Annotated in this window: 20 protein-coding genes and 1 pseudogene; 2 read left to right on the top strand and 19 right to left on the bottom strand. The window is 71.1% G+C overall.

Annotated features, from left to right (window positions below):
* Positions 1–60: 60 nt before the first annotated feature.
* The 10 genes and pseudogenes from B3G12_RS00005 to infC all read right to left on the bottom strand — a co-directional run.
* Positions 61–351: pseudogene (locus B3G12_RS00005) on the bottom strand (transcriptional regulator); the annotation flags it as partial.
* Between the two features lie 239 nt (positions 352–590).
* A complete protein-coding gene (locus B3G12_RS00010) occupies positions 591–1,199 on the bottom strand; it encodes a hypothetical protein (protein WP_290498478.1) in 609 nt (202 codons plus the stop codon).
* A gap of 39 nt (positions 1,200–1,238) precedes the next feature.
* On the bottom strand, positions 1,239–3,791 hold the full coding sequence (gene pheT, locus B3G12_RS00015; protein WP_290498480.1) for a phenylalanine--tRNA ligase subunit beta: 2,553 nt from the start codon (positions 3,789–3,791) through the stop codon (positions 1,239–1,241).
* Positions 3,792–3,795: 4 nt separating this feature from the next.
* The gene (gene pheS, locus B3G12_RS00020; RefSeq protein WP_144942235.1) at positions 3,796–4,854 is read right to left on the bottom strand and encodes a phenylalanine--tRNA ligase subunit alpha; all 1,059 of its coding nucleotides are present in this window, start codon (positions 4,852–4,854) and stop codon (positions 3,796–3,798) included.
* Positions 4,855–5,036: 182 nt separating this feature from the next.
* Entirely contained in the window at positions 5,037–6,545 is a 1,509-nt protein-coding gene (locus tag B3G12_RS00025) for a DHA2 family efflux MFS transporter permease subunit (RefSeq protein WP_414672718.1), read from the bottom strand.
* Between the two features lie 287 nt (positions 6,546–6,832).
* Entirely contained in the window at positions 6,833–7,336 is a 504-nt protein-coding gene (locus B3G12_RS00030; protein ID WP_290498485.1) for an NUDIX domain-containing protein, read from the bottom strand.
* Between the two features lie 77 nt (positions 7,337–7,413).
* Complete coding sequence (locus tag B3G12_RS00035) at positions 7,414–8,424, bottom strand: TrmH family RNA methyltransferase (RefSeq protein WP_290498487.1); 1,011 nt, start codon at positions 8,422–8,424, stop codon at positions 7,414–7,416.
* A gap of 8 nt (positions 8,425–8,432) precedes the next feature.
* Entirely contained in the window at positions 8,433–8,819 is a 387-nt protein-coding gene (rplT, locus tag B3G12_RS00040) for a 50S ribosomal protein L20 (RefSeq protein ID WP_055085659.1), read from the bottom strand.
* Positions 8,820–8,912: 93 nt separating this feature from the next.
* Positions 8,913–9,110 carry a 50S ribosomal protein L35 gene (gene rpmI, locus B3G12_RS00045; protein ID WP_144942238.1) on the bottom strand — a complete coding sequence of 66 codons (198 nt, stop codon included), beginning with the start codon at positions 9,108–9,110 and terminating at the stop codon, positions 8,913–8,915.
* Positions 9,111–9,227: 117 nt separating this feature from the next.
* Entirely contained in the window at positions 9,228–10,259 is a 1,032-nt protein-coding gene (gene infC / locus B3G12_RS00050) for a translation initiation factor IF-3 (RefSeq protein ID WP_290498740.1), read from the bottom strand.
* Positions 10,260–10,800: 541 nt separating this feature from the next.
* Here infC and B3G12_RS00055 point away from each other — a divergent pair.
* Entirely contained in the window at positions 10,801–11,121 is a 321-nt protein-coding gene (locus B3G12_RS00055) for a DUF1844 domain-containing protein (protein WP_290498742.1), read from the top strand.
* 93 nt (positions 11,122–11,214) lie between these two features.
* Here B3G12_RS00055 and B3G12_RS00060 read toward each other — a convergent pair whose 3' ends face one another.
* The 7 genes from B3G12_RS00060 to B3G12_RS00090 all read right to left on the bottom strand — a co-directional run bounded on the left by B3G12_RS00060 (position 11,215) and on the right by B3G12_RS00090 (position 16,321).
* Positions 11,215–12,075 carry an SseB family protein gene (locus B3G12_RS00060; protein ID WP_290498489.1) on the bottom strand — a complete coding sequence of 287 codons (861 nt, stop codon included), beginning with the start codon at positions 12,073–12,075 and terminating at the stop codon, positions 11,215–11,217.
* Positions 12,068–12,817: a bifunctional 1-(5-phosphoribosyl)-5-((5-phosphoribosylamino)methylideneamino)imidazole-4-carboxamide isomerase/phosphoribosylanthranilate isomerase PriA gene (gene priA, locus B3G12_RS00065; protein WP_144942242.1), complete on the bottom strand. Its 750-nt coding sequence runs from the start codon at positions 12,815–12,817 to the stop codon at positions 12,068–12,070. Before priA ends, B3G12_RS00060 begins: the two co-directional genes overlap by 8 nt.
* A 76-nt stretch (positions 12,818–12,893) precedes the next feature.
* The gene (locus B3G12_RS00070) at positions 12,894–13,055 is read right to left on the bottom strand and encodes a hypothetical protein (protein ID WP_186366700.1); all 162 of its coding nucleotides are present in this window, start codon (positions 13,053–13,055) and stop codon (positions 12,894–12,896) included.
* Positions 13,052–13,768, bottom strand: coding sequence for an imidazole glycerol phosphate synthase subunit HisH (gene hisH, locus B3G12_RS00075; RefSeq protein WP_414672711.1), 717 nt, complete (start codon positions 13,766–13,768; stop codon positions 13,052–13,054). The genes B3G12_RS00070 and hisH overlap by 4 nt, the downstream gene beginning before the upstream one ends.
* Complete coding sequence (gene hisB, locus B3G12_RS00080) at positions 13,765–14,382, bottom strand: imidazoleglycerol-phosphate dehydratase HisB (RefSeq protein WP_144942244.1); 618 nt, start codon at positions 14,380–14,382, stop codon at positions 13,765–13,767. The genes hisH and hisB overlap by 4 nt, the downstream gene beginning before the upstream one ends.
* A 207-nt stretch (positions 14,383–14,589) precedes the next feature.
* Positions 14,590–15,693: a histidinol-phosphate transaminase gene (locus B3G12_RS00085; protein WP_144942245.1), complete on the bottom strand. Its 1,104-nt coding sequence runs from the start codon at positions 15,691–15,693 to the stop codon at positions 14,590–14,592.
* A gap of 127 nt (positions 15,694–15,820) precedes the next feature.
* Positions 15,821–16,321: a LysM peptidoglycan-binding domain-containing protein gene (locus B3G12_RS00090; RefSeq protein WP_244944759.1), complete on the bottom strand. Its 501-nt coding sequence runs from the start codon at positions 16,319–16,321 to the stop codon at positions 15,821–15,823.
* A gap of 292 nt (positions 16,322–16,613) precedes the next feature.
* Here B3G12_RS00090 and lexA point away from each other — a divergent pair, with 292 nt between their 5' ends.
* Positions 16,614–17,378, top strand: coding sequence for a transcriptional repressor LexA (gene lexA, locus B3G12_RS00095; protein ID WP_144942246.1), 765 nt, complete (start codon positions 16,614–16,616; stop codon positions 17,376–17,378).
* Positions 17,379–17,599: 221 nt separating this feature from the next.
* Here the strand turns inward: lexA and B3G12_RS00100 are convergent, their stop codons facing one another.
* Positions 17,600–19,663, bottom strand: a complete 2,064-nt coding sequence (locus B3G12_RS00100) for an ATP-dependent DNA helicase (RefSeq protein ID WP_290498495.1) — start codon at positions 19,661–19,663, stop codon at positions 17,600–17,602.
* Positions 19,660–21,312, bottom strand: a complete 1,653-nt coding sequence (gene hflX, locus B3G12_RS00105) for a GTPase HflX (RefSeq protein WP_144942248.1) — start codon at positions 21,310–21,312, stop codon at positions 19,660–19,662. Before hflX ends, B3G12_RS00100 begins: the two co-directional genes overlap by 4 nt.
* Positions 21,313–21,357: the final 45 nt, after the last annotated feature.

Here is a 21,357-nt window from a genome sequence, read left to right on the forward strand (position 1 = left end):
TTAATGACGCGCGACACTAGACCGCGGGTGCGGCCGGGGCGGGGGTGAGGGTGGTCCGTGCTACGGGGTCGCGGTGGGCGGCTGATTGGCTGCAGCGTTGGTCACTGACGGATCGCTGTGCTCGGAGCTCCAGCTGGCGAGGATGCGCAGCTTCTCCAGGTCGGTGTCGGTCCTGCCGGCGTAGACGAACAGGACTTGGTCGGGATCTCCGGGCAGAGTGAGGGCTTCGTAGGTGATATCCAGACGCCCGGCAAGGGGGTGATCGAACCGCTTAGTGCCCCAGGTCCGCTCCACGACGGTGCGCTCGGACCAGCAGGTGCGGAACTCGGGGCTGATCGAGCCAGCTCGTCGACGAAGTCGGCGAGCTGATCATCGTGCGGGTGACGCCCGGCCTCGGCGCGTAGGACCCCGTTACCTTGTGAGCACCCCCGGTGGTCGGAGGTGCTCACAAGGTAACGGGGGCGTTATGGAGCGTCGTCGCTGCGGGCGCCGCAGGTCGCGCAGATACTGGGTCTCCGCCTGGCTCAGCTGCAGTGCTTCAGCGATGGAGAGGATGACACCCTCGGAAGCGCTGGTGAGCCGACCCTGCTCTAGGTGTCTGCCCGCACCCCGCGGTGCACGCGGCGCGCACCCCAGGCCGTGAGGCCGATGCAGAACAGCGCGCCCACCCCGAGTACCGCGGCGCGGATCCGCTGGCCGGTGATCATCGAGTCCGTCACGCCGCTGTCCCCGTAGGAGCCGGGCTCGCCCGTCTCCACAACCGTCAAGTGACCGTTCTGCTCCGCGAGCAGGGCGTCCACTTCCCGCGGAAAGTCGGAGTCCTGCACACCCGTCTGGGTGCCACGGAACGTGATCTGGTCACCCTCGGACTTCTTCACCGGGTCGTTGAGCTGGTTGTCGAACGGATACTCATCCACCAGCTCGTTCTTCGGCATGACCCCGGTGTAGATCCCGTTGTACTCCTTGGTCACGAGGTCGTTCGTGAGGGTCTGGTACGTCCCGGAGACCACCATGGACCGGCCTGCCCAGTCGTCCAGCCGGGAAGCCTTCTCGAACGACAGCGCGGAGCAGATCCCCAGGACCAGGGTCAGCACCGCCCCCGCGAGGACGATGAGCACGATCAGCCATCCGCGCGAGCCGCGCGTTCGCTCCTCCTCCTGCTCGTGGAAGTCGATGAGTTCGGGGGAATCGGGGGACACGGTGCTCCTTGCGCCTTGGCGTTGCTGCGGGGGTGGGGGTCAGCTGCGGATCTCGGCTCCGTGCTCCCTGCGGGCCGCAGCCACCGCGTTCTCACGGGCCTGGGAAGCCTCGTCCGCGGTGAGAGTGCGGTCTGGGGCACGGAAGCGCAGCGCGATGGCCACGGACTTCTTCCCCTGGGGGATCCCGGTGCCCGCGTACACGTCGAAGACCTCGGCGGTCTCGAGCAGCTCGCCGGCACCGCGGCGCACTGTGGCCAGCAGCTCCGCGGCGGGGACGTCCGCGTCCACCACGAGGGCCACGTCCTGGGTGGCCGCGGGATAGCCCGAGATGGTCTCCGCCGTGACGGCCGCGGACTCGTGGTCGAGCAGAGCCGAGAGGTCCAGCTCCACGGCGCACGTTCGCTCAGGCAGGCCCTGGGCGGCCACGAGCTGGGGGTGCAGCTCACCGGCCACACCGATGTCCACACCGTCGGAGGTGCTCAGCCGCGCCGTGCGCCCCGGGTGGAACGCGTGGTGGGAGCCCTGCGCGACCGTCAGCTCCACGCCCACTGCACGCGCCGCGAGCTCGGCGACGTCCAGGGCGTCCTGCCAGTCCAGTGCGCGGGGGGTGACCCACGGACCGGCGGGCGCGTCGTTGCCGGCCAGCACGGCCGCGAGCTTCCGCGGCTGGTCGGGCACGGCCGCATTGAGGCGTTCCAGCTCCTGGTCCCCGGGACGCACGCCCAGCGGGGGCACGGGCTGGGTGTCCGCGACGACGCCGTCGGCCAGGAACACGTGGCCAATCTCGTACAGCGCAAGGTCACGGAAGCCCCGGGAACGGTTGCGCTTGAGGACCTCCACGAGCCCGGGCAGCACGCTCGCCCGCAGCATGGGCTGGGCCTCGCTGATGGGGTTCGCGAGCTTCACGGAGGGCACGTGCTCGCCCGTGGGGCTGGCCCACAGGTCGTTGTCCGCCTGCGAGACGAACGGGTAGCTCAGCACCTCGGTGAGCCCAGCGGCAGCGAGCGTGGTGGCCACGCGTCGTCGGGCGGCCTGCGAGCGCGTGAAGCCGCGGCCGGGAGGAGCCACCGGGAGGCGTTCCGGGATCCGGTCGTAGCCGTCCAGGCGCGCGACCTCCTCGACGAGGTCCTCCTTATCGAGCAGATCCGGGCGCCACGACGGAGGGACCACGGTCCAGCCGTCCGCGGTCTCCGTGACCTCGGCGCCGATGGCCACGAGGCTGCGCTCGACGACCTCCGGAGAGTAGTCCACTCCAACGCGCGCCGCAGGGTAGCCCGCGGGCAGCTCGATCGCGGCGGGGCGGTCCGTGTGGTCCACGTCCGTGACCCGCCCGGTGTCGGTGCCGCCGGCCAGCTCCACGAGGAGGTCGACGACGCGCTGGGCGGCCACCGGAGCAAGCTGCGGGTCCACGCCGCGCTCGTAGCGCTTGGACGCCTCCGAGGGCAGCTTGTGGCGGCGGGCGGTGCGGGCCACCGAGACCTCGTCGAAGCGGGCAGCCTCGACGAGCACTCGGGTGGTGGAGTCCCCCACTTCAGTGCTCGCGCCGCCCATGACCCCGGCGAGTCCCACGGGCCCGGACTCGTCCGTGATCACGAGGTCACCGGCGTCGAGCTCGCGCGCCTTCCCGTCCAGCGTGGTGAGCCTCTCCCCCGCACTGGCGCGGCGGACGGTGATCCCGCCTTGCAGCGTGTCCGCGTCGTAGGTGTGGATGGGCTGCCCGTACTCGAGCATCACGTAGTTGGACACATCCACCGGCAAGCTCACGGAGCGGACGCCCGCAAGCCGCAGGCGCGAGACGAGCCACGGCGGCGTGGGGACGGTCGGGTCGATGCCCTCGACCACCCGGACCGCGAAACGGTTGCAGCCGGCGCGGCCGTGGATGGGAGCGTCGTCGGCAATCGTCACGGGGAAGCCGTCCGCGGTGGGCTTCGGCACGCTCGGCGCGAGCTCCGCCACGGGATCCGTGAACGGTGCGCGCACCGCATGGCAGTACTCGCGGGCGATCCCGCGGATCGAGAACGCGTACCCGCGGTCCGGGGTCACGTTGACCTCCGCCGCCGAGTCGTAGAGACCCAGCAGCTCCAGGGCGTCGGAGCCGATCTCGGGGTCCAGCCCGATCCGCGAGAGCACCAGGATGCCGTCGTGGTCGTCGCCAATGCCGAGCTCGCGCACGGAGGCGATCATGCCTGCCGAGATGTGGCCGTAGGTCTTACGCGCGGAGATCCGGAAGTCGCCCGGCAGCACCGCACCAGGAAGGGCGACGACCACCTTGTCACCCACCGAGAAGTTGTGGGCACCGCAGATGATTCCCTGGACGCCCGAGGGGTCGATGCCCTTGCCCGTCAGCGTCTGCTCATGGCCCTCCGGCACCACGCGCACGGAGCACCAGTTCACGGTCTTGCCGTTGGAGTGGGTCTCCGGCTCCATGGAGAGCACCTGGCCCACCACGATCGGACCGGAGAGGGAGTCGGAGGGACGGTGGACGTCCTCCTCCTCAAGACCCACCTTCACGAGGGTGGCCAGGACGTCCTCCGCGGTCGCGTCCTCGGGAACGGGCGCGTACTCGCGCAGCCATGACAAAGGAACTCGCATTGCTCTAGATCTCCATCCCGAAGTGTTCGCTGAAACGGACGTCGCCCTCGACCATGTCGTGCATGTCCGGGACGTTGTTGCGGAACATCAGGGTCCGCTCGATGCCCATGCCGAACGCGAATCCTGAGTAGCGCTCGGGGTCGATCCCCGCGGCCCGCAGCACGTTGGGGTGCATCATGCCGCAGCCACCCCACTCGATCCACCGCGGTCCGCCCTTGGCGGTGGGGTGCCACACGTCCAGCTCCGCGGAGGGCTCCGTGAAGGGGAAGTAGTTGGGGCGCAGCCGGATCGCTGCCTCCGGGCCGAACATGGTGCGCGCGAAGTGGGTGAGGGTGCCCTTCAGGTCCGCCATCGACAGTCCCTCGTCCACCGCGATGCCCTCCACCTGGTGGAAGACCGGGGTGTGCGTGGCGTCCAGCTCGTCCGTGCGGTAGGTCTTGCCCGGGCACACCACGTACACCGGCAGCTCGCGCTCCAGCAGGGAGCGCATCTGTACCGGCGAGGTGTGGGTGCGCAGCACGAGGTGCGAGGACGGCGGATCCACGAAGAACGTGTCCTGCAGCTGACGTGCGGGGTGGTCCGGTTTGAAGTTCAGGGAGTCGAAGTTGAACCACTCGTGCTCGAGTTCCGGGCCCTCCGCGACCTCCCAGCCCATGCCCACGAAGATGTCCCCGATGTGCTCCATGAGCGTGTTCAGGGGGTGGCGCCCGCCAAGCCGACGACGTCGTGTGGCCGCGGTGACGTCCACCGCCTCCTCCACGAGGATCCGGGCGTCCCGCTCCTCCTCGAGTTCCGTGGTGCGCGCGGCGACCGCCTTGTTGACGCGGCCGCGGGCCTGGCCCACGAGCTTGCCCGCGGCGGCCTTCGCCGACTTGTCGAGCCCGCCGATGGCACGGTTGGCGAGCGCCAGCGGGGACTTCTCCCCCGCGTGGCGCAGCCGGACGGTCTTGAGCTCTGCGAGGTCGGCGGCGGTCTGGATCTCGCTCAGCGCCTGCTCGACGGCGGCGGCGACCCCGGCCTCGTCGGTGGGGTCCACCGCGGCGGACGGTGTGGTCTCGGACATGGCTTCTCGCGTTCCTGCTCTCGCGGACGGGGTGGGCCCGTTCCCGGGTGCTCGGCAGCCGCGGGGTACGGGTGGGGCCCGCCGCCTCGGCGGACGGGCACGGTCAGTCTAGTGGATGCGGGCACCGCCGCCCGCGAGGCCCACGAGCCCGACGACGTCGCCGTCCGGGCCGCCCGCCAGGCTCAGCCCTGCTCGACGCTGCGTCCAGGGCCCTGCGGAGTGGCGTGCGCGGAGCCCTGCCGGGAGCTGTCCCCGGAGCCCCTCCGGGAAACGTGCCCGGTGTGCCAGTGCGGCGGGTGGAAGAACGCCGCGGCGAGCCCGCCCAGGAGCAGCACGGCCACCGGCAGCAGCAGCGACTGCGTCATGGCGAGGGAGAACGCATCCTGCAGCGGTGCCGGAAGACCGCCCGCGGTGCTGGCCGCTCCGAGCTCGCCGGCTCCCGCGCCGGCCGGGAGGTTCGCCGCAAGCCGGGACTGCATCAGCACGGCCACCACGGCCGAGCCGATCGCCGCAGCCACCTGTCGGGTGGCGTTGAAGACACCTGAACCGGCACCGGCCACCTCCGGGCCCAGATCCGCCGTGGCGGTCAGGGACACCGGGGACCAGATCATGGCGCTGCCCAGCCCGATTACGAGCGTCAGCGCCGCGAGCAGCGGCACCGGGGTCCCGGGGCGCAGCGCGAACGCGTAGACCGCCAAGCCGGCCGCCATCACGAGCATCCCGGGCAGGGCGAGACTGCGGGGGGCCACCCGCGTCAGGGCGCGGCCCACGACCGGGGCCAGGAACGCCGAGAGCAGCGACATGGGCGCGTAGCTCAGTGCCGCCACGGTGGGGTTCAGTCCGCGCACCACCTGCAGGTACAGCATCGCCGGGATGATCATGGAGTTCACGGTCAGGCTCACCGCCGCCATCGCGATGTTCGCCAGCGAGAAGTTGCGGTCCCGGAACAGGCCCAGCGGCACCAGGGGCTCGGCGGGGGTGAACCGCTGCCACACCACGAACGCCCCCAGCACGGCGAGCCCCGAGCCGATGAGCAACCACACCGTGATGGGACCCACCACGGTTCCCCAGTCGTAGGTCTCCCCCTCCTGGATGCCGAAGACCACCAGGAACAGGCCCGTTCCGGAGAGCAGCACCCCGGGGACGTCGAACGAGTGGGAGCGCACCGGCAGCTTCGGCAGCCGTGTCCACGCGCGCCACAGGGCGAAGATCCCCACGGGCACGTTGACCCAGAAGATCCAGCGCCACCCCGCGAGGTCCACGAGCACCCCGCCGAGCAGTGGCCCCACCAGCGTGGCCACGCCCGCGGTGGCACCCCAGATCCCAAGGGCAGCACCGCGGCTGCGCGCTGGGAACATCCGCGTGATGATCGTCATGGTCTGCGGCGTCATCAGCGCCGCTCCGAGGCCCTGCACCACGCGCGCGAGTACGAGCCCTGAGATGTCCTGCGACAGGCCGCACCACAGGGACGCGGCCGTGAAGATGCCGAGGCCCCACAGGTACACGGTGCGCGGGCCCACCCGGTCCCCCAGCCGCCCGGTGATCAGCAGCGGCACGGCGTAGGCGAGCAGGTACCCGCTCGTGACCCACAGGACCCCGGAGATGTCGGTGTCCAGCCCGGCGGTGATGGCGGGTATGGCAGTGGAGACGATCGTCGCGTCCACCAGGATCATGAAGAAGCCGAGCACCATGGCCCACAGGGCACCCCACGCCCGGTGGTCGGCCTCCGGGGAGGTCGACGCGGATCCGTCCGCGCCACCACCCGTGGGGGTCGACGACGCCGCACTTGCCACCGTGTTGCCCGCACCGAGACCCCCGGTGGTTCCGGTGTCCCCGGGCCGGTTCTCGGCGGCGACGGTCCCACCAACGGCCTCGGGACCGGTGGCGTTCTGCCTGACGCCGTTCCGTTCCGCGCGGTGCCGGCCGCGCGGCCGGTGCCCCCGGTCCTCGGCACGGTCGGACGAGGGGTCTGTCATGCTCACTCCGTTCGCAGCATCTCCAGCAGCGCCGCCACGATGGGCAGGTCTGCGGGGATCCACGGTAGTCCGAGAATCTGCGCGGGGTCCGCAAGGGGCAGCCATCGCACCTCCAGGTGGTCCCCACTCGGGAACACGGGGGTTCCGGGGCCCGCGTGCACGTCCTGACTCGTGGGCTCATCCTGGTCCGTGGGCGCGCTGACGGGGTCCGGAACCGCAGGCCCCAAGCTCCCGCCGTTGTCCACGACGGCGGTGAAGACGCGCATCACGGCCGTTCCGGCGAGTGGCCAGCCGTCCGGCGCGGGAGGCGTGACCTCGTCCAGGAGGCGGATCCGCAGGTCGAGCTCTTCGCGACATTCCCTCACGAGAGCGTCGAGGGCGGGCTCACCCGGTTCCTGCTTGCCCCCGGGGAACTCCCACAGGCCGCGCAGCTCGGCCGGATAGGCGCGTTGCGCCGCGAGCACGTGGGTCGGCCGACGGGCCGCGTCGAGGAGGGCTGCGCCCACGACGCGTGTGCCACGGCCGGCCGCCCCCGCCGGCCATACTGCCGTGGCGTCCGGGTCCTCTGGATCCGGGGTGCCACTCACGCTGCGGCCCCCGGGAAGGGCCCAGCCGCGGCTCGGCGCTGTGCACGGGCCGAGGCGTAGAGGCAGACGGTGGCGGCGGTGCCCACGTTGAGGGACTCCGCGCGTCCGTGCAGCGGCACGGCGACGGCGGCGTCGGCCAGGCCGCGCTCGTGCGCGCCCAGGCCCTGCGCCTCGTTGCCGAAGAGCCAGGCGGTCGGCTGCTCCAGCTGGACGGGTGAGGCGGACGAGGTCTCGAAGCCGGCGTGGCGCAGCAGCGCGGCGTCCGCCAGCTCGTCGACGGTCGTGTCCGCGCGGCCGTCCGCGGCCAGAACGGTCACTCCGGCGGTGTGCGCCGCGGCGGTGAAGGAGTCGAGGTCCAGTCCCGTGAGCACCGGGACGTGGAAGAGGGAGCCCGCGCTGGAGCGGACGGCCTTGGGGTTGAACGGATCCACGCTACCCGTGGTGAACGCCACGATCTGCGCCCCGGCGGCATCCGCGGCCCGCACCACCGTGCCGGCGTTGCCGGGGTCCTGGACGCGCACGAGGACGCACGTGAGATCGGGGAAGGCGGGGTACGGCGTCGTCGTCCCCTCCGGAAGCCGGCACACGGCCAGCATGCCCTGGGGCGTGACCGCGTCGGTCATCGCGGAGAGCACCTCCGGCGTCACCGCGCGAACGAACACGCCACCGCGGGAGTCGAGCTGCTCGAGGTCTGCGGCAATCCCCGGGTGCCGGGACAGCTCCTCGAGGGTCACGTATACAGCATCGAGGGCGGGAAGCGCAGGCCCAGACCCGCCCGTCTCCTGAGAGCCCGACGGCGAGTGGAACGCAGCTTCGTGGCCCGGAACCGGATCATTGCTCGCCACGAGCGCGAGACGCACGGCCTCACGCACGTTCTGCGGGCCCTCAGCCCGGAAAAGGCCGCGCCTGGAACGCGTCGAGCGCCTGGTCAGCGCGGCCACGTCCTTCACCCGATCGGCTCGGGGATTGGACAGCAGCCGGTTGTCCAGGCGCTCGACGAACGTCACGAGAGTGCTCAGGCGGCGGCGCGCGGCGCGGAGGTGTCCTCCGGCAGGGCGTCCTTGGCCACCTGGACCAGGGCCGCGAAGGCGGTCTCGTCGTTGACGGCCAGCTCGGCCAGCATGCGGCGGTCCACCTCGACCTCAGCGGCCTTCAGGCCCTGGATGAGGCGGTTGTAGGTCAGGCCGTTGGCGCGGGACGCGGCGTTGATGCGCTGGATCCACAGCCGGCGGAAGTCACCCTTCTTCTTCCGGCGGTCGTTGTACGAGTAGGTGTACGAGTGGAGCATCTGCTCCTTGGCCTTGCGGTACAGGCGCGAACGCTGTCCGCGGTAGCCCGACGCCTTCTCGAGGACTTCCCGACGCTTCTTGTGAGCATTGACTGCCCGCTTCACACGTGCCACGTGTGTACTCCTAACGGTTCGGTTCCGGCCCGAGCCGGAACATGTCTACCCGCCGCGCTGCCGCGACGAACTTCTGAGGGGACGAAAGAGGGCCTACTTGCCCAGCATCCGCTTGATGACCTTGGCCTCGCCCGGGGTGGAGACGATCTGATCGCCCGCGAGACGGCGGGTCAGGCGCGAGGACTTGTGCTCCAAGTAGTGGCGGCGGTTCGCCTGCTGGCGCTTGACCTTGCCCGAACCGGTCAGCTTGAAACGCTTCTTCGTCCCACTGTGAGTCTTCATCTTCGGCATGGTGGCCGTCTCCTTCTCCATCGGCCGGTGTTACACACCGGCGGGCCGCGGCACGGGGCCGCGGCCATGCTGATGCCGGGCGATCACACGCCCGACGCTGTCAATCCTTGTGCGGCGCTACTTCTTGGCCGGGCCGGGCTTGCGGGCGCCCGGCTTGGGAGCACCAGGCTTCGGGGCCGCGGGCTTCGCAGCAGCGCTCGGCTTGCTCGCCGCCGGCTTGGCCGACGCGGCGGGCTTTGCAGCGGCGGCAGGCTTCGCCGACGCCGCAGGCTTGCTCGCAGCGGGCTCGGTCTTGGCCTCAGCCGCCGGCTTGGCAGCCTTCTCCTCGGCCGCGGGCTCCACGACGGTCTCCGTCGTCTCGCTCGCCGGCGCCACGGTGGCCTTGACCTCGTCCTCGGCCGCCACGGGGGCGGACTCCACGGGTGCCTCGGGGGCAGCCGTCTGGGGAGCCTCGGTCTGCGCGGCAGGCTTCTCCTCGGCAGGGGCCGACGCCGCCCGGCGCAGTTCCTCGGGGAATGCGTCCCCGATGGACTGGGTCACCGACTCCGCGGAGGAGGTGTCCACACGCTGCCCGCGCTCGTTGTCCGCCTTGGACTTCTCACGCTGCTGCTGCTTGCGGGCCTCGGCACGGGCCTCCGCCTTGTTCTTCAGCGGGCCGATCACCATGACCATGTTGCGGCCGTCCACGCGGGGCGTGGTCTCCACCGCGCCGACGTCCGCGACGTCGTCCGCGAGACGCTGCAGCAAGCGGACACCCATCTCGGGGCGCTGCTGCTCACGGCCGCGGAACTGGATCATGGCCTTGACCTTGTCCCCCGCGGAGAGGAAGCGCTTGGCGTGGCCCACCTTGGTCTCGTAGTCGTGCGTGTCGATCTTCAGACGGAAACGCACTTCCTTGAGCACCGTGTTGGCCTGGTTCTTGCGGGACTCACGGGCCTTGACCGCGGCTTCGTACTTGTACTTGCCGAAGTCCATGAGCTTGGCCACCGGGGGCTTGGCATTCGGGGCGACCTCGACCAGATCGAGATCCGATTCACGGGCCAGCCGCAGGGCGTCCTGGACGCGCACAATGCCGACCTGCTCGCCGCCAGGTCCGACCAGACGGACTTCCGGGACACGGATTCTGTCATTGATACGTGGATCGCTAATGCCAAGCTCCTAGGATTGTGGGTTGTCCCGCTGTCGGGTCCTCGACCGCAACGAAAAAACCTCCGCTGCGGCACGCGCGAGCGGAGGTGAAAACCACACTGTGGACCGATGAGTCGGGCACTCTTCCCGGACTTACCGGGAAGTGCTCGTTCGGTCACGAACCCGAGCACCTGTCGCTCCTCGATCTCTCGTGGAGCAGTCGGTGACGGGTGGGAGTCGCCTCCGCTTGCACACTGTCGTCCATGATAGCGCACCGGCGCCCCTCTCGGCCAGCCTGGGCCGAGAGGGGTGCCGGGAGCGGGCCTGGCTGGACGCGGAGGCGGAGGAGGGCCCGTGGTCGACGTCGGGCGGGCCGTGCGCCGTCGCCGCCCCACTGTCTCCACGGCGGCGCTGTTCTACAGTGGGACGCATGTCCGACGCACCGCGCTCCGAGCGCTACGAATTCACCGACAACCCCGGCACCCCACCCGCCGACCACGAGCACCCCCCCGCCGAGACCCCCGGCCTCCCCGATGACACGGTGGACGCGGTCCAGGGGCAGATGCGCGACATTGCGGAGGTTCCCGCGGTGGAGGTCATCACCACCGCCGCAGTGCACCTCATGAGTGCCGCCGCCGTGAAGTGCGGCCTGGCCGCGGACGAGCACGCCGATGAGCTCAAAGACCTCGACGAGGCGCGCAAGCTCATCACGGCGCTGGCCGGCTTCGTCACGGCCGCCGCTCCGGAGATCGGCTCGCAGCACGCGGGACCCCTGCGTGACGGACTGAAGTCCCTGCAGCTGGCCTTCCGCGAGGCCTCCCCGTTCCCGGACGCGCCGGGCGCGGGCCCGGGCGAGAAGTTCACCGGCCCCGTCTACAGCTGACAACTGCTGCGGTCGCAACGCCGGGCACACCCTGCACGCGAACGGCCCACGACCACGCCGGTCGTGGGCCGTTCTTGCCGTGCGGGCAGCACATCAGGAGATGAGACGAAGCTCCACCGAGTCCACGGCGTCCGCCATGACCTGCTCCGCGGCGAGCCGCTGCTGGTAGCGCTCCACAGCGGCCCGAACCTCGTGCTGGGACATGCCCGCGCGCAGCTGCAGGGTCACGGTCAGTTCCGGGCCCTCGCCCCCGCCCGTGAGAGGGGTGCCGTCCGCGCGGAGCGCGGCGACACCGCGCCCCGGCCCGGCGAGGGCGGCCTGCACACCGTCGATGCCAAGGCCGGCGCGCACCACGGCGTCGTCCACCGCGAAGTCACGGTAGGACGGCGTCCATTCCTGGCCCTGTGCGACCGCCCACAGTGCCGGTCGGCGCACGACGAACGCCGGATCCGTTCCGGGATCGATCACGAGCATCGAGGAACCGTCCTGCACCGCGGACAGTGCTGCGCGGCGGATCTCCACGGCCACGGGACGGGCCTGCGCGTTCCAGGCCTGCAGCGCCGCCGTCGAGGTGAAGACGGGCAGCGCGGCGCGACCGTCCGAGGCCGTGAGGCTCACGAGGGCCATGTCCGCCTCCTTGTCGGAGACCAGCCCGTCCTCGGTGATGTGGGACTGCGAGACCCGCGCCACGATGGGTACGAAGACGCGCGCGGATCCGAGGGCCGCCACGAGGTCCTGCTCACCCAGCCGCCCCTCGCGCCAGGCGGAGAGTGCGCGCTCCAGCCTCGGGTCCGCGGTACCGGGATCCTTGGAGAACTGGTGGGCGTGGCTGGTCCCCTCCCCCAGGTTCCGACCCTCCCAGATCTGTCCACCGGTGTCCGTGGCACCGCCCGCCGACCGCAGCTGGGCGGCGATGTGCGGAGGCAGGGGGCGGGCGTCCGGGGTCTCAGGCACCGGGGCGACCGGCGACTGCGAGGGCCTCGGAGAGCGTGAACCTTCCCGCGTAGAGGGCCTTGCCCACGATGGCTCCCTCGACTCCCGTGGCCACGAGCTCGCGCAGGGCCGCGATGTCCTCGAGCGAGGAGATGCCGCCGGAGGCCACCACGGGCTTGTCGGTGCGCCGCGCCACCTCCGCGAGCAGCTCGGTGTTCGGGCCCCGCAGGGTGCCGTCCTTGGTGACGTCCGTGACCACGTAGCGAGCGCAGCCGTCCGCCTCGAGCCGGTCCAGGACCTCCCAGAGGTCCCCACCGTCACGGGTCCAGCCACGGGCCGCGAGCGTGCTGCCGCGAACGTCCAGACCCACGGCGATCAGGTCCCCGTGCTCCGCGATCACCCGGCGGGTCCACTCCGGGTTCTCCAGGGCCGCGGTGCCGAGGTTGATGCGCGCAGGCCGCAGGGAGAGGACCCGCTCGAGGGACTCGTCGTCCCGGATGCCGCCGGACATCTCGATCTTCAGGTGCAGGTTCTCCGCGACGCGCCGTAGCACCTCGATGTTGTCGCCGCGACCGAACGCGGCGTCCAGGTCCACCAGGTGCAGCCATTCGGCCCCGGCATCCTGCCACGAGCGCGCCGCCTCCAGCGGATCTCCGTATCCCGTCTCGGAACCGGCTTCGCCCTGGACGAGGCGTACGGCCTGCCCTCCCTGGACGTCCACCGCCGGCAGCAGCTCGAGGCGGGGTTCGGTGGTCTCGGTCATGTCTCTCCTCGCGTCAGCGCCGGGTGGCGCGCTCAGGGTGTCGGTGGGTGTCCGGGGGCGTCTGGGCCGTGGGGCCTCACACGCTCACGGACCACGAGTACGCTCCGTAGCCGATGAGTGCCGCGGCGATGACCGCGATCAGGATCACCGACCACAGGGGTTTGCGCTGCTGGTGGAACGAGATGGCGCCTCCCACGAAGAACGCCCCCGCCACGAGCACCAGGAGTGAGGGTGTCACGGGGTGACCTCCGATCCGGTGGCGGGCATGCGCCCCTGCATGCGGCCGGTGCGCGGGAGCGTGGCGAGCCAGTTGCGCAGCAGCGCGAGGCCCGCGCGAGAGGACTTCTCGGGGTGGAACTGGGTGGCACTCAGCGGACCGTTCTCCACCGCGGCCACGAATGGGGTTCCGTGCTTGGCCCACGTGACGGCCGGCGGGGACATCTGCTCGATGCTCTGGTCGAACGCCCAGTCCTGCACCCCGTAGGAGTGCACGAAGTAGAACCTCTCGTCCTCCAGGCCGCGGAACAGCACGGAACCCTCCGGGGGCTGCACCGTGTTCCAGCCCATGTGGGGAACGACGGGAGCAGCCAGCCGCTCGACCGTGCCCGGCCACTGGCCCAGCCCCTCGGACTCGCGTCCATGCTCCACACCGCGTTCGAACATGACCTGCAGCCCCACGCAGATGCCCAGGACCGGGCGGCCCCCGCTGAGACGGCGGTCGATCAGACGCGGCGCGTCCACGGCGCGCAGCCCGGACATGACCGCCTCGAAGGCACCCACGCCCGGGACGAGCAGACCGTCCGCGTCCGCGACGTCGCGCGGGTCCGCGCTGAGCTTCACGCGCGCCCCGGCCGCCTCGAGCGCCCGGACCGCGGAGCGGACGTTGCCCGCCCCGTAGTCCAGCACGACGACGTCGGGGGCGTCACGCACCCCGGTGTCCACCCCGCTCACAGTGACCCCTTCGTGGATGGGATGGAGCCTGCCATGCGCGGATCCAGCTCCACAGCCTCGCGCAGCGCCCGCGCCAGGGCCTTGAACTGGGCCTCGACGATGTGGTGCGGGTCCCGGCCGCGGAGGAGCTCCACGTGCAGGCACAGCTGTGCGTGGTGGGCCAGCGACTCGAAGACGTGACGGGTCATGGACCCGGTGAAGTGCCCGCCGATCAGGTGGTACTGCTGCCCCTCCGGCTCCCCGAGGTGCACCGTGTATGGACGCCCGGAGACGTCCACCACCGCGGAGGCCAGGGCCTCGTCCAGCGGCACGGTGGCCTGCCCGTAACGGCGGATCCCGCGCTTGTTCCCGAGAGCCTCGCGCAGCGCCTCTCCGAGCACGATCGCCGTGTCCTCCACCGTGTGGTGGACGTCGATGTCCGTGTCACCGTGCGCCTGGACGTCCAGGTCGATCAGGGAGTGCTTGGACAGGGCGGTGAGCATGTGGTCGTAGAACGGGACGGTCGTCTCGATCCGCGACGTCCCCGTGCCGTCCAGGTTGACGCTCACGCGCACCGTGGACTCACTCGTCACGCGCTCCACGCTGGCGGTTCGCTGCTTCTCGGCTGCGCTCATGTGCTGCGTTGACTCCTTGGTGTTCGTGTCCCGCGACCCTTCACGGGACCGTTCCATTCTAGGCGGGCCCCCCGACCGGCTGAACCGCGCCGACGGTACTGCGTCGTGGGCCGGATGGACACCGTCCCCTCGTCCAGCACCGGGCCAGTCGCGCCAGGTCAGCCCCAGGTGACTGCTGGCCTCGTGCCGCCCGGCCCGGGCGCCTCGTCAGTGGACGGACAGGTGGTCCTCCACGGCCTCGAGGAACGCGGTAGTCTCTGCCTCCGTGCCGGCCGTGACGCGCAGGTGGCCGGGAATGCCGACGTCGCGCACCAGGACGCCCCGGTCCAAGAGCGCCTGCCACATGTCGTGGGCGTCCCCGTGGCACGCGAAAAAGACGAAGTTGGAGTCCGACTCCGCCGGGGTCAGGCCCATGCGCTTGAGCTCGTCCACGATCCGGTCCCGCTGCATCTTGACGTCCTCCACCGTGGCCAGGAGCGTCTCGTGGTGAGCCAGCGCCGCCAGTGCCGTCGCCTGGGTGACGCTCGAGAGGTGGTAGGGCAGGCGCACGAGCCGCATGGCATCAGCGACCTCGCGGGCCGCTGCGAAGTACCCGAGCCTGGCGCCGGCCAGCGCAAAGGCCTTGCTCATGGTGCGGGTCACGATCAGTCGGGGCCGGCCCTCCAGCAGGGTCAGAGCGGACGGCGTGCCGAAGCGCGCGAACTCTGCGTACGCCTCGTCCACGACCACCACGGTGTTGGCGTCCTCCCCCGCCTCGTACACGGCACGGACCACGTCCAGGCCCAGGGCGGTACCCGTGGGGTTGTTCGGCGAGCACAGGAAGACGACGTCCGGTGCGTGGGTCCGCACCTGCTGCGCGGCCGACTCTGCAGAGAGCGAGAAGTCCTCGGCGCGACTCCCCGCGGTGAACTCCGTGCCGGTACCGAGGGCCAGCAGGGGGTACATGGAGTACGTGGGGACGAAGCTCAACACGGAGCGGCCCTGGCCCCCGAACGCCTGGAGGATCTGCTGCAGGATCTCGTTCGAGCCGTTGGCCGCCCAGAGGTTGTCCTCGGTGAGACCGTGGCCCAGGTAGTTTGCGAGTGCGCGGCGCAGGTCCGTGAAGTCGCGGTCCGGATACCGGTTCAGGGACACGGCCGTCTCGTGCACGCGCCTCGTGATGGCCTCCACGACGTCGTCCGGCACGGGATGCGTGTTCTCGTTCGTGTTCAGCGCGACCGCGACCTGCAGCTGGGGAGCCCCGTACGGGGACATTCCGCGCAGGTCGTCGCGCAGCGGAAGGGAGTCGAGGGGTGCGGCGGGATTGTTCACCGCCCCAGTCTATGAACTTCTCCGGGGAAGTTCTTCGAGGACGTTCTCCATGCGGTTACGAGTTGCCGGCCACCGGGGCAAACCGGCGGCAACTGCTCCGATCCGGGTCCCCGGGCCCCGGAGGGCATCAGCGGGCCGGCACCTCGAGGACCTGTCCGGCCATGAGCGAGGGCGAGGAGAGCCCGTTGAGCTCCGCGATGTCACTCATGACCTCGCGGGTGTCGCGCTGGGGCTCCGAGGAGGCAGCGATCTCCCACAGCGTCTGGTTCGCCTGCACGGTGACGCTGCGGGTGACGGGTTCCGCCACGCTGTCAGTGGAGGCCTTGACGGTGGCCGGGAGGAGGAACACCGCAGCCACCACGAGAAGCGCCGCGGCACCGGTGACGAACGGGAGCCCCATCAGCAGGAAGCGCCCTCGGCGGGTGAGGTGAACGCCGGACCCGGCACTCCCGCTCGCCCCCTCCGGGCGGCGCCCGCGGGCACTCGCTCCGGCTGCGCGCACGGTGCTCGCCCCGCGGGTGGCCGCCGGAGCGGCGACCGTGGCCGCGCGACGGGCGGCGCGGGAGAGGCGGGACACGGGTGCGGCGGCACCGCGACGTAGGGACCTCGGCATGATGAGTGCGGTCACGACAACCTCCTGGTGATCGGGGCGGCGCCACCTCCCGGCGGCGGTGTTCGAATCCTGTACTGCGTTCGTAGAACACACCTTCGAATGACAGGTTTCAGTTCTAGCACGGATGTACGAACACTGTCGAGGCTGTTTTCGAACACATATTTGAATCGCCGGCCTTTCGCGGGTTAAGCTCGAGGTCACACAGCAGTCAGTCGACCCCACATCTCCGACACGCATAAGCGCCCCAGCGCCGCGCCGTCCCCCTGGGACACCACCGCACCGCGTGACACGGCGAAAGGACCCGCACGTGAGCACTTCTTCCCCGGATCGCCGCGCGGCAGAGACCCGCGCGCGTTCGCTCACCCCGCGGCAGGCCAGGATCCTGGCCGCCGTCCAGCGCTCCATCGCCTCACGGGGCTACCCGCCGTCCATGAGGGAGATCGGGGACATCGTGGGTCTGGCCTCCCTCTCCAGCGTCACGCACCAGCTCGGCCAGCTCGAGAAGTGGGGGTACCTCCGCCGCGATCCGCGCCGCCCGCGCGCCATGGAGGTGCTCCGTCCGCTCAGCGCCGAGGAGCTGAACCGCCACCTGGGGGCCGAGCAGGATGCTCCCGAGGCCCGCGGGGAGATGGCCGGCCGTCTTCCGTCCCCGTCCGTCCACACGATCGGAGACCTCCCCTCCGCGGACGAGTCCTCCGCCATGGTCTCCGTACCCCTCGTGGGACGCATCGCCGCCGGTGGGCCCATCACGGCCGAGCAGTCGGTCGAGGACGTCTTCTCCCTCCCGCGTCAGTTCGTGGGTCACGGCCAGCTGTTCATGCTGAAGGTCTCCGGCGACTCCATGATCGACGCCGCCATCTGCGACGGCGACTGGGTGGTCGTCCGCCAGCAGAACTCGGCGGAGAACGGCGACGTCGTGGCTGCCCTGCTCGACGACGAGGCCACTGTCAAGACATTCCGCCAGCGCGACGGGCACACCTGGCTGCTGCCGCAGAACACGCGCTACGAGCCGATCCTCGGCGACCACGCCACAGTGATGGGCAAGGTCGTCTCCGTCTTCCGCGCCCTGTAGTCCGGCCCGGGACCAGCCACCCCACCGCGTCACCGCCACGGGGGCACCTACCCACACGTGGGATCGCAGCAGCATCGGCGCGCAGCCACCCTGCGTCGTCGTCACCCAGACCGCGGTGGCACCCGCGTGCCCTCCAGTGGTTCCGTCAGGGCGAGGCAGCGTCGGCGTTGCCGGTACCCGCCTCGACCCGCCACACAGCCAGGTCCAGCCCGGGGGCTCCGTCAGGAGGCATCGAGGCGCTTCAGCGCGCCGAGCACCGTCTGCCGGTCCGTCGTGCGCCACAGGGGAGGCAGCGAACGGGTCAGGAAGGATCCGTACCGGGCCGTGGCCAGGCGGGAGTCCAGCACGGCGACGACGCCGCGGTCCCCGCTCGAGCGGATCAGCCGACCGGCACCCTGGGCGAGCCGCACCGCGGCGTGGGACGCGGAGACCGTCATGAACCCGTTACCTCCCGCCCGCTCCGTGGCACGCGTGCGCGCGGTGCCCAGCGGATCATCGGGGCGGGGAAACGGGATCCGGTCGATCACCACGAGCCGACAGGAGTGCCCGGGAACGTCGACCCCCTGCCACAAGCTCATGGTGCCGAAGAGACTTGCCGCGGGGTCGTCCGTGAACTCCTTGACGAGCGAGGGCAGGGAGGCGTCCCCCTGGCACAGGATGGGCAGCCCCGTGCGTTCTCGCAGCGCCTCGGCAGCGTCCTCAGCGGCGCGGCGGGAGGAGAAGAGTCCGAGCGCCCCTCCGCCGGACGCCTCGAGGAGTTCCAGCAGCTCGTCGAGCTGCTCGTCCGATACTCCGCGCCCCGGTTTCGCCAGGTGCTTCGCCACGTAGAGGATGCCCTGGCTGCGGTAGTCGAAGGGGCTGCCGACGTCCACGCCGCGCCACTTCGGTGCCCCGGGGCCCTGCAGCCCGAGAGATCCGGCGACGGAGGCGAAGGAGGAGCCCACGGCCAGCGTGGCGGAAGTCAGGACCACTGTGCGACCGTCGAACAGCCCCTCCCGCAGGGGCCCGGCCACGCTGAGGGGTGCAATGTTGAGGGTGGCGGGCTCCCCCGGGCTGGCCCCTTCGTAGCCGGCTCCGGGACTCCACCTGCCCACCCTGGAGATCCACAGGACGTCCCTGGTGGTGTCCGCGCCCAGCATCCGCTCGGCGGTGTCGAGCAGCTCGGAGAGCCGCGATCGCGCGGCGTGCCGCCCGGCGTCCTCTCCCTTGCTCTCCCCCTTGGTCTCGCTCAGCCCCGTGCGGGCGGCGTCCTGGACTCCCCGCACCGCGTAGACCTGCTCCTCGGTGAAACCGCGGGGCAGCAGCCCGGACTGCTCGTCCTCGAAGGCACGGTCGAAGGCCTCGGCGGCGCGCTCAAGCGCTTCGCCGGAGGCGGCCGTGTGCTTGCGCACACCGGTTCCCGCCGCGCGCACGGCCGCCGCGGACAACGACGCCGTCACGGCTCCCGTGACACGGTCGCGCAGCTCGTGCGCCTCGTCCACGATCACGACGTCGTGCTCGGGCAGCACCGCGAGTCCCTCGAAGGCGTTGATCGCGAGCAGCGCGTGGTTGGTGATCACCACGTCCGCCTCTCCCGCCTGGGCCCGCGCCCGCTCGGCAAAGCACTCCTCCACCAGGGGGCACTTGCGCCCCAGGCACTCCTTCGCGGTGACCGAGACCTGGCGCCACGCGGCGTCCGAGACACCGGGCTGGACATCGTCCCGGTCACCGGTCTCGGTGGACCCGACCCACTCCCGCAGCCGCACCACCTGCTGGGCGAGCCCACCAAGGGGACGCTCCGCCCCGGAGCCGGCACCGCCGGTGGCCGTGCCGGGCACGGAGAACAGCGCGGCGTCGTCATCCTCCGGGTAGCCGCCCTCCACCTTGTGCAAGCACGCGTAGTTGGAACGACCCTTGAGCAGGGCCACGGTCGGGCGTTCGTCGAGCTCGTGCTCGAGGGCGTCCAGCAGACGGGGGACGTCGCGGCCGGTGATCTGGGACTGGAGGGCGAGCGTGGCGGTGGCAACGACTACGGGCTTGTCCGCGTTCCGGGCGTGGCGCAACGCCGGCACGAGGTACGCGAGGGACTTGCCCGTGCCCGTGCCGGCCTGCACCAGCAGGTGCCTGCGGGTCTCCAGCGCCTCGGCGACCTTCGCGGCCATGAAGCGCTGCCCTTCCCGCCGCTGGCCTCCCAGGGCGGCGACGGCGGCGTCCAGCAACTCGAGGGCGTCCGCACCCCCGGGCAGGGACTCCGGGCGGACGTCCGAGATGTCCGCCCCGGTCTCGTCGATGAACACGGAGGTCATGCGCCGGCGGGATCCTCCGCGCCCGGGACCAGGTAGGGCTCGAGGTCCGCCACGAGGTCCTCGCGCACCCGCACGTGCAGCCGGGTGCCGTCCTCCGTGTGCTCGGTGCGCAGGATCTCGGCGTCCTGGGCGTGCAGCCGTGAGACGACCTCCCCGTGAACGTAGGGCACCATCAGCTCCAGCTCGTGGTCCGGGCGCGGGATGGCGGCCGCGATCAGGCGCTGCAGCTCCTCGACCCCCTCTCCCGTGCGAGCGGAGACGGCCACCGAGGGGTTCTCGTGGTTGCGCAGACGCGCGAGGACCACGGGATCCGCGACGTCCGCCTTGTTCAGCGCCACGATCTCGGGGATGCTGTTCGCCCCCACGTCCGTGAGAACGTCACGCACTGCCTTGAGCTGGCCCTCGGGGTCCGGGTGAGAGGCGTCCACCACGTGCACGATCACGTCCGCATCCGCTACCTCCTCCAGCGTGGAGCGGAACGCCTCGACCAGCTGCGTGGGCAGCGAGCGCACGAAGCCCACCGTGTCCGCGAGGGTGTAGCCGATACCGTCAGGGGTCTCGGCCTTGCGCACGGTGGGGTCCAGCGTGGCGAACAGCGCGTTCTCCACGAGTACCCCGGCGTCCGTGAGCCGGTTCAGGAGGGAGGACTTCCCCGCGTTGGTGTAGCCGGCGATGGCCACGGAAGGAACGGAATTGCGCTTACGGTTCAACCGCTTGGTCTCGCGGGCCGGCTTCATTCCCGCGATCTCGCGGCGCAACTTGGCCATGCGCTGACGGATGCGACGGCGGTCCAGCTCGATCTTGGTCTCACCGGGGCCGCGGCTGCCGATGCCCTCGCCGGACGCGGCACGGCCACCGGCCTGGCGCGAGAGAGAGTCGCCCCAGCCGCGCAGGCGGGGAAGCATGTACTCGAGCTGCGCGAGCTCGACCTGCGCCTTGCCCTCCTTGGACTTCGCGTGCTGCGCGAAGATGTCCAGGATGAGTCCGGTGCGGTCGATGACCTTGACCTTGACCACGTCCTCCAGAGCACGGCGCTGGGACGGGGCGAGCTCAGCGTCCACGACCACGGTATCCGCTCCCGTGGCGGCCACGACATCCTTGAGCTCGAGTGCCTTGCCCGAGCCGAGGTACGTGCCGGGGTCAGGGTTCACGCGGCGCTGCAGCAGGCCGTCCATGACCTCGGAGCCGGCGGTCTCCGCCAGGGCGGCGAGTTCCCGCAGGGAGTTCTCGGCGTCCGCCAGGGTGCCGCTCGAGAAAACGCCGGCAAGAACCACGCGCTCCAGGCGCAGCTGGCGGTACTCGACCTCGGTGACGTCCTCGAGCTCCGTGGACAACCCCGCGACGCGGCGCAGGGCGTGACGCTCCGCGAGGTCCTGCTGCTCGCCGTCGCCGACGCCGTGGTGCTCGTTCTCCGCGGCCAGCTCTCGGGCGCGCCCCAGGTGCTCGCGGCTGGTGCGGGCCCCGCTCTCTGTCACGGCGACGTCACCGTCGGCCGGATGGGAGCCGGCTGCGGCCAGGGGGGCCTCGGCGCGGCTGCGTGCGCGGGCCAGAACCCTCGAGACGACGTCCTCGAGCTGCGGGCCGGTCAGGTCACCGGGCTGCGCGGAGTCCTGCGGCGCGGCGTCCCGGTGGGTGTGAGATTCAGTCATGTATTCCTGTGTTCGGAAGGGGTGGTCAGTGCTGACAGTCTAGCG

Origin of the sequence: Kocuria sp. UBA5001 (genome assembly GCF_002398425.1) — a bacterium.
GTDB classification, from domain to species: domain Bacteria; phylum Actinomycetota; class Actinomycetes; order Actinomycetales; family Micrococcaceae; genus Kocuria; species Kocuria salsicia.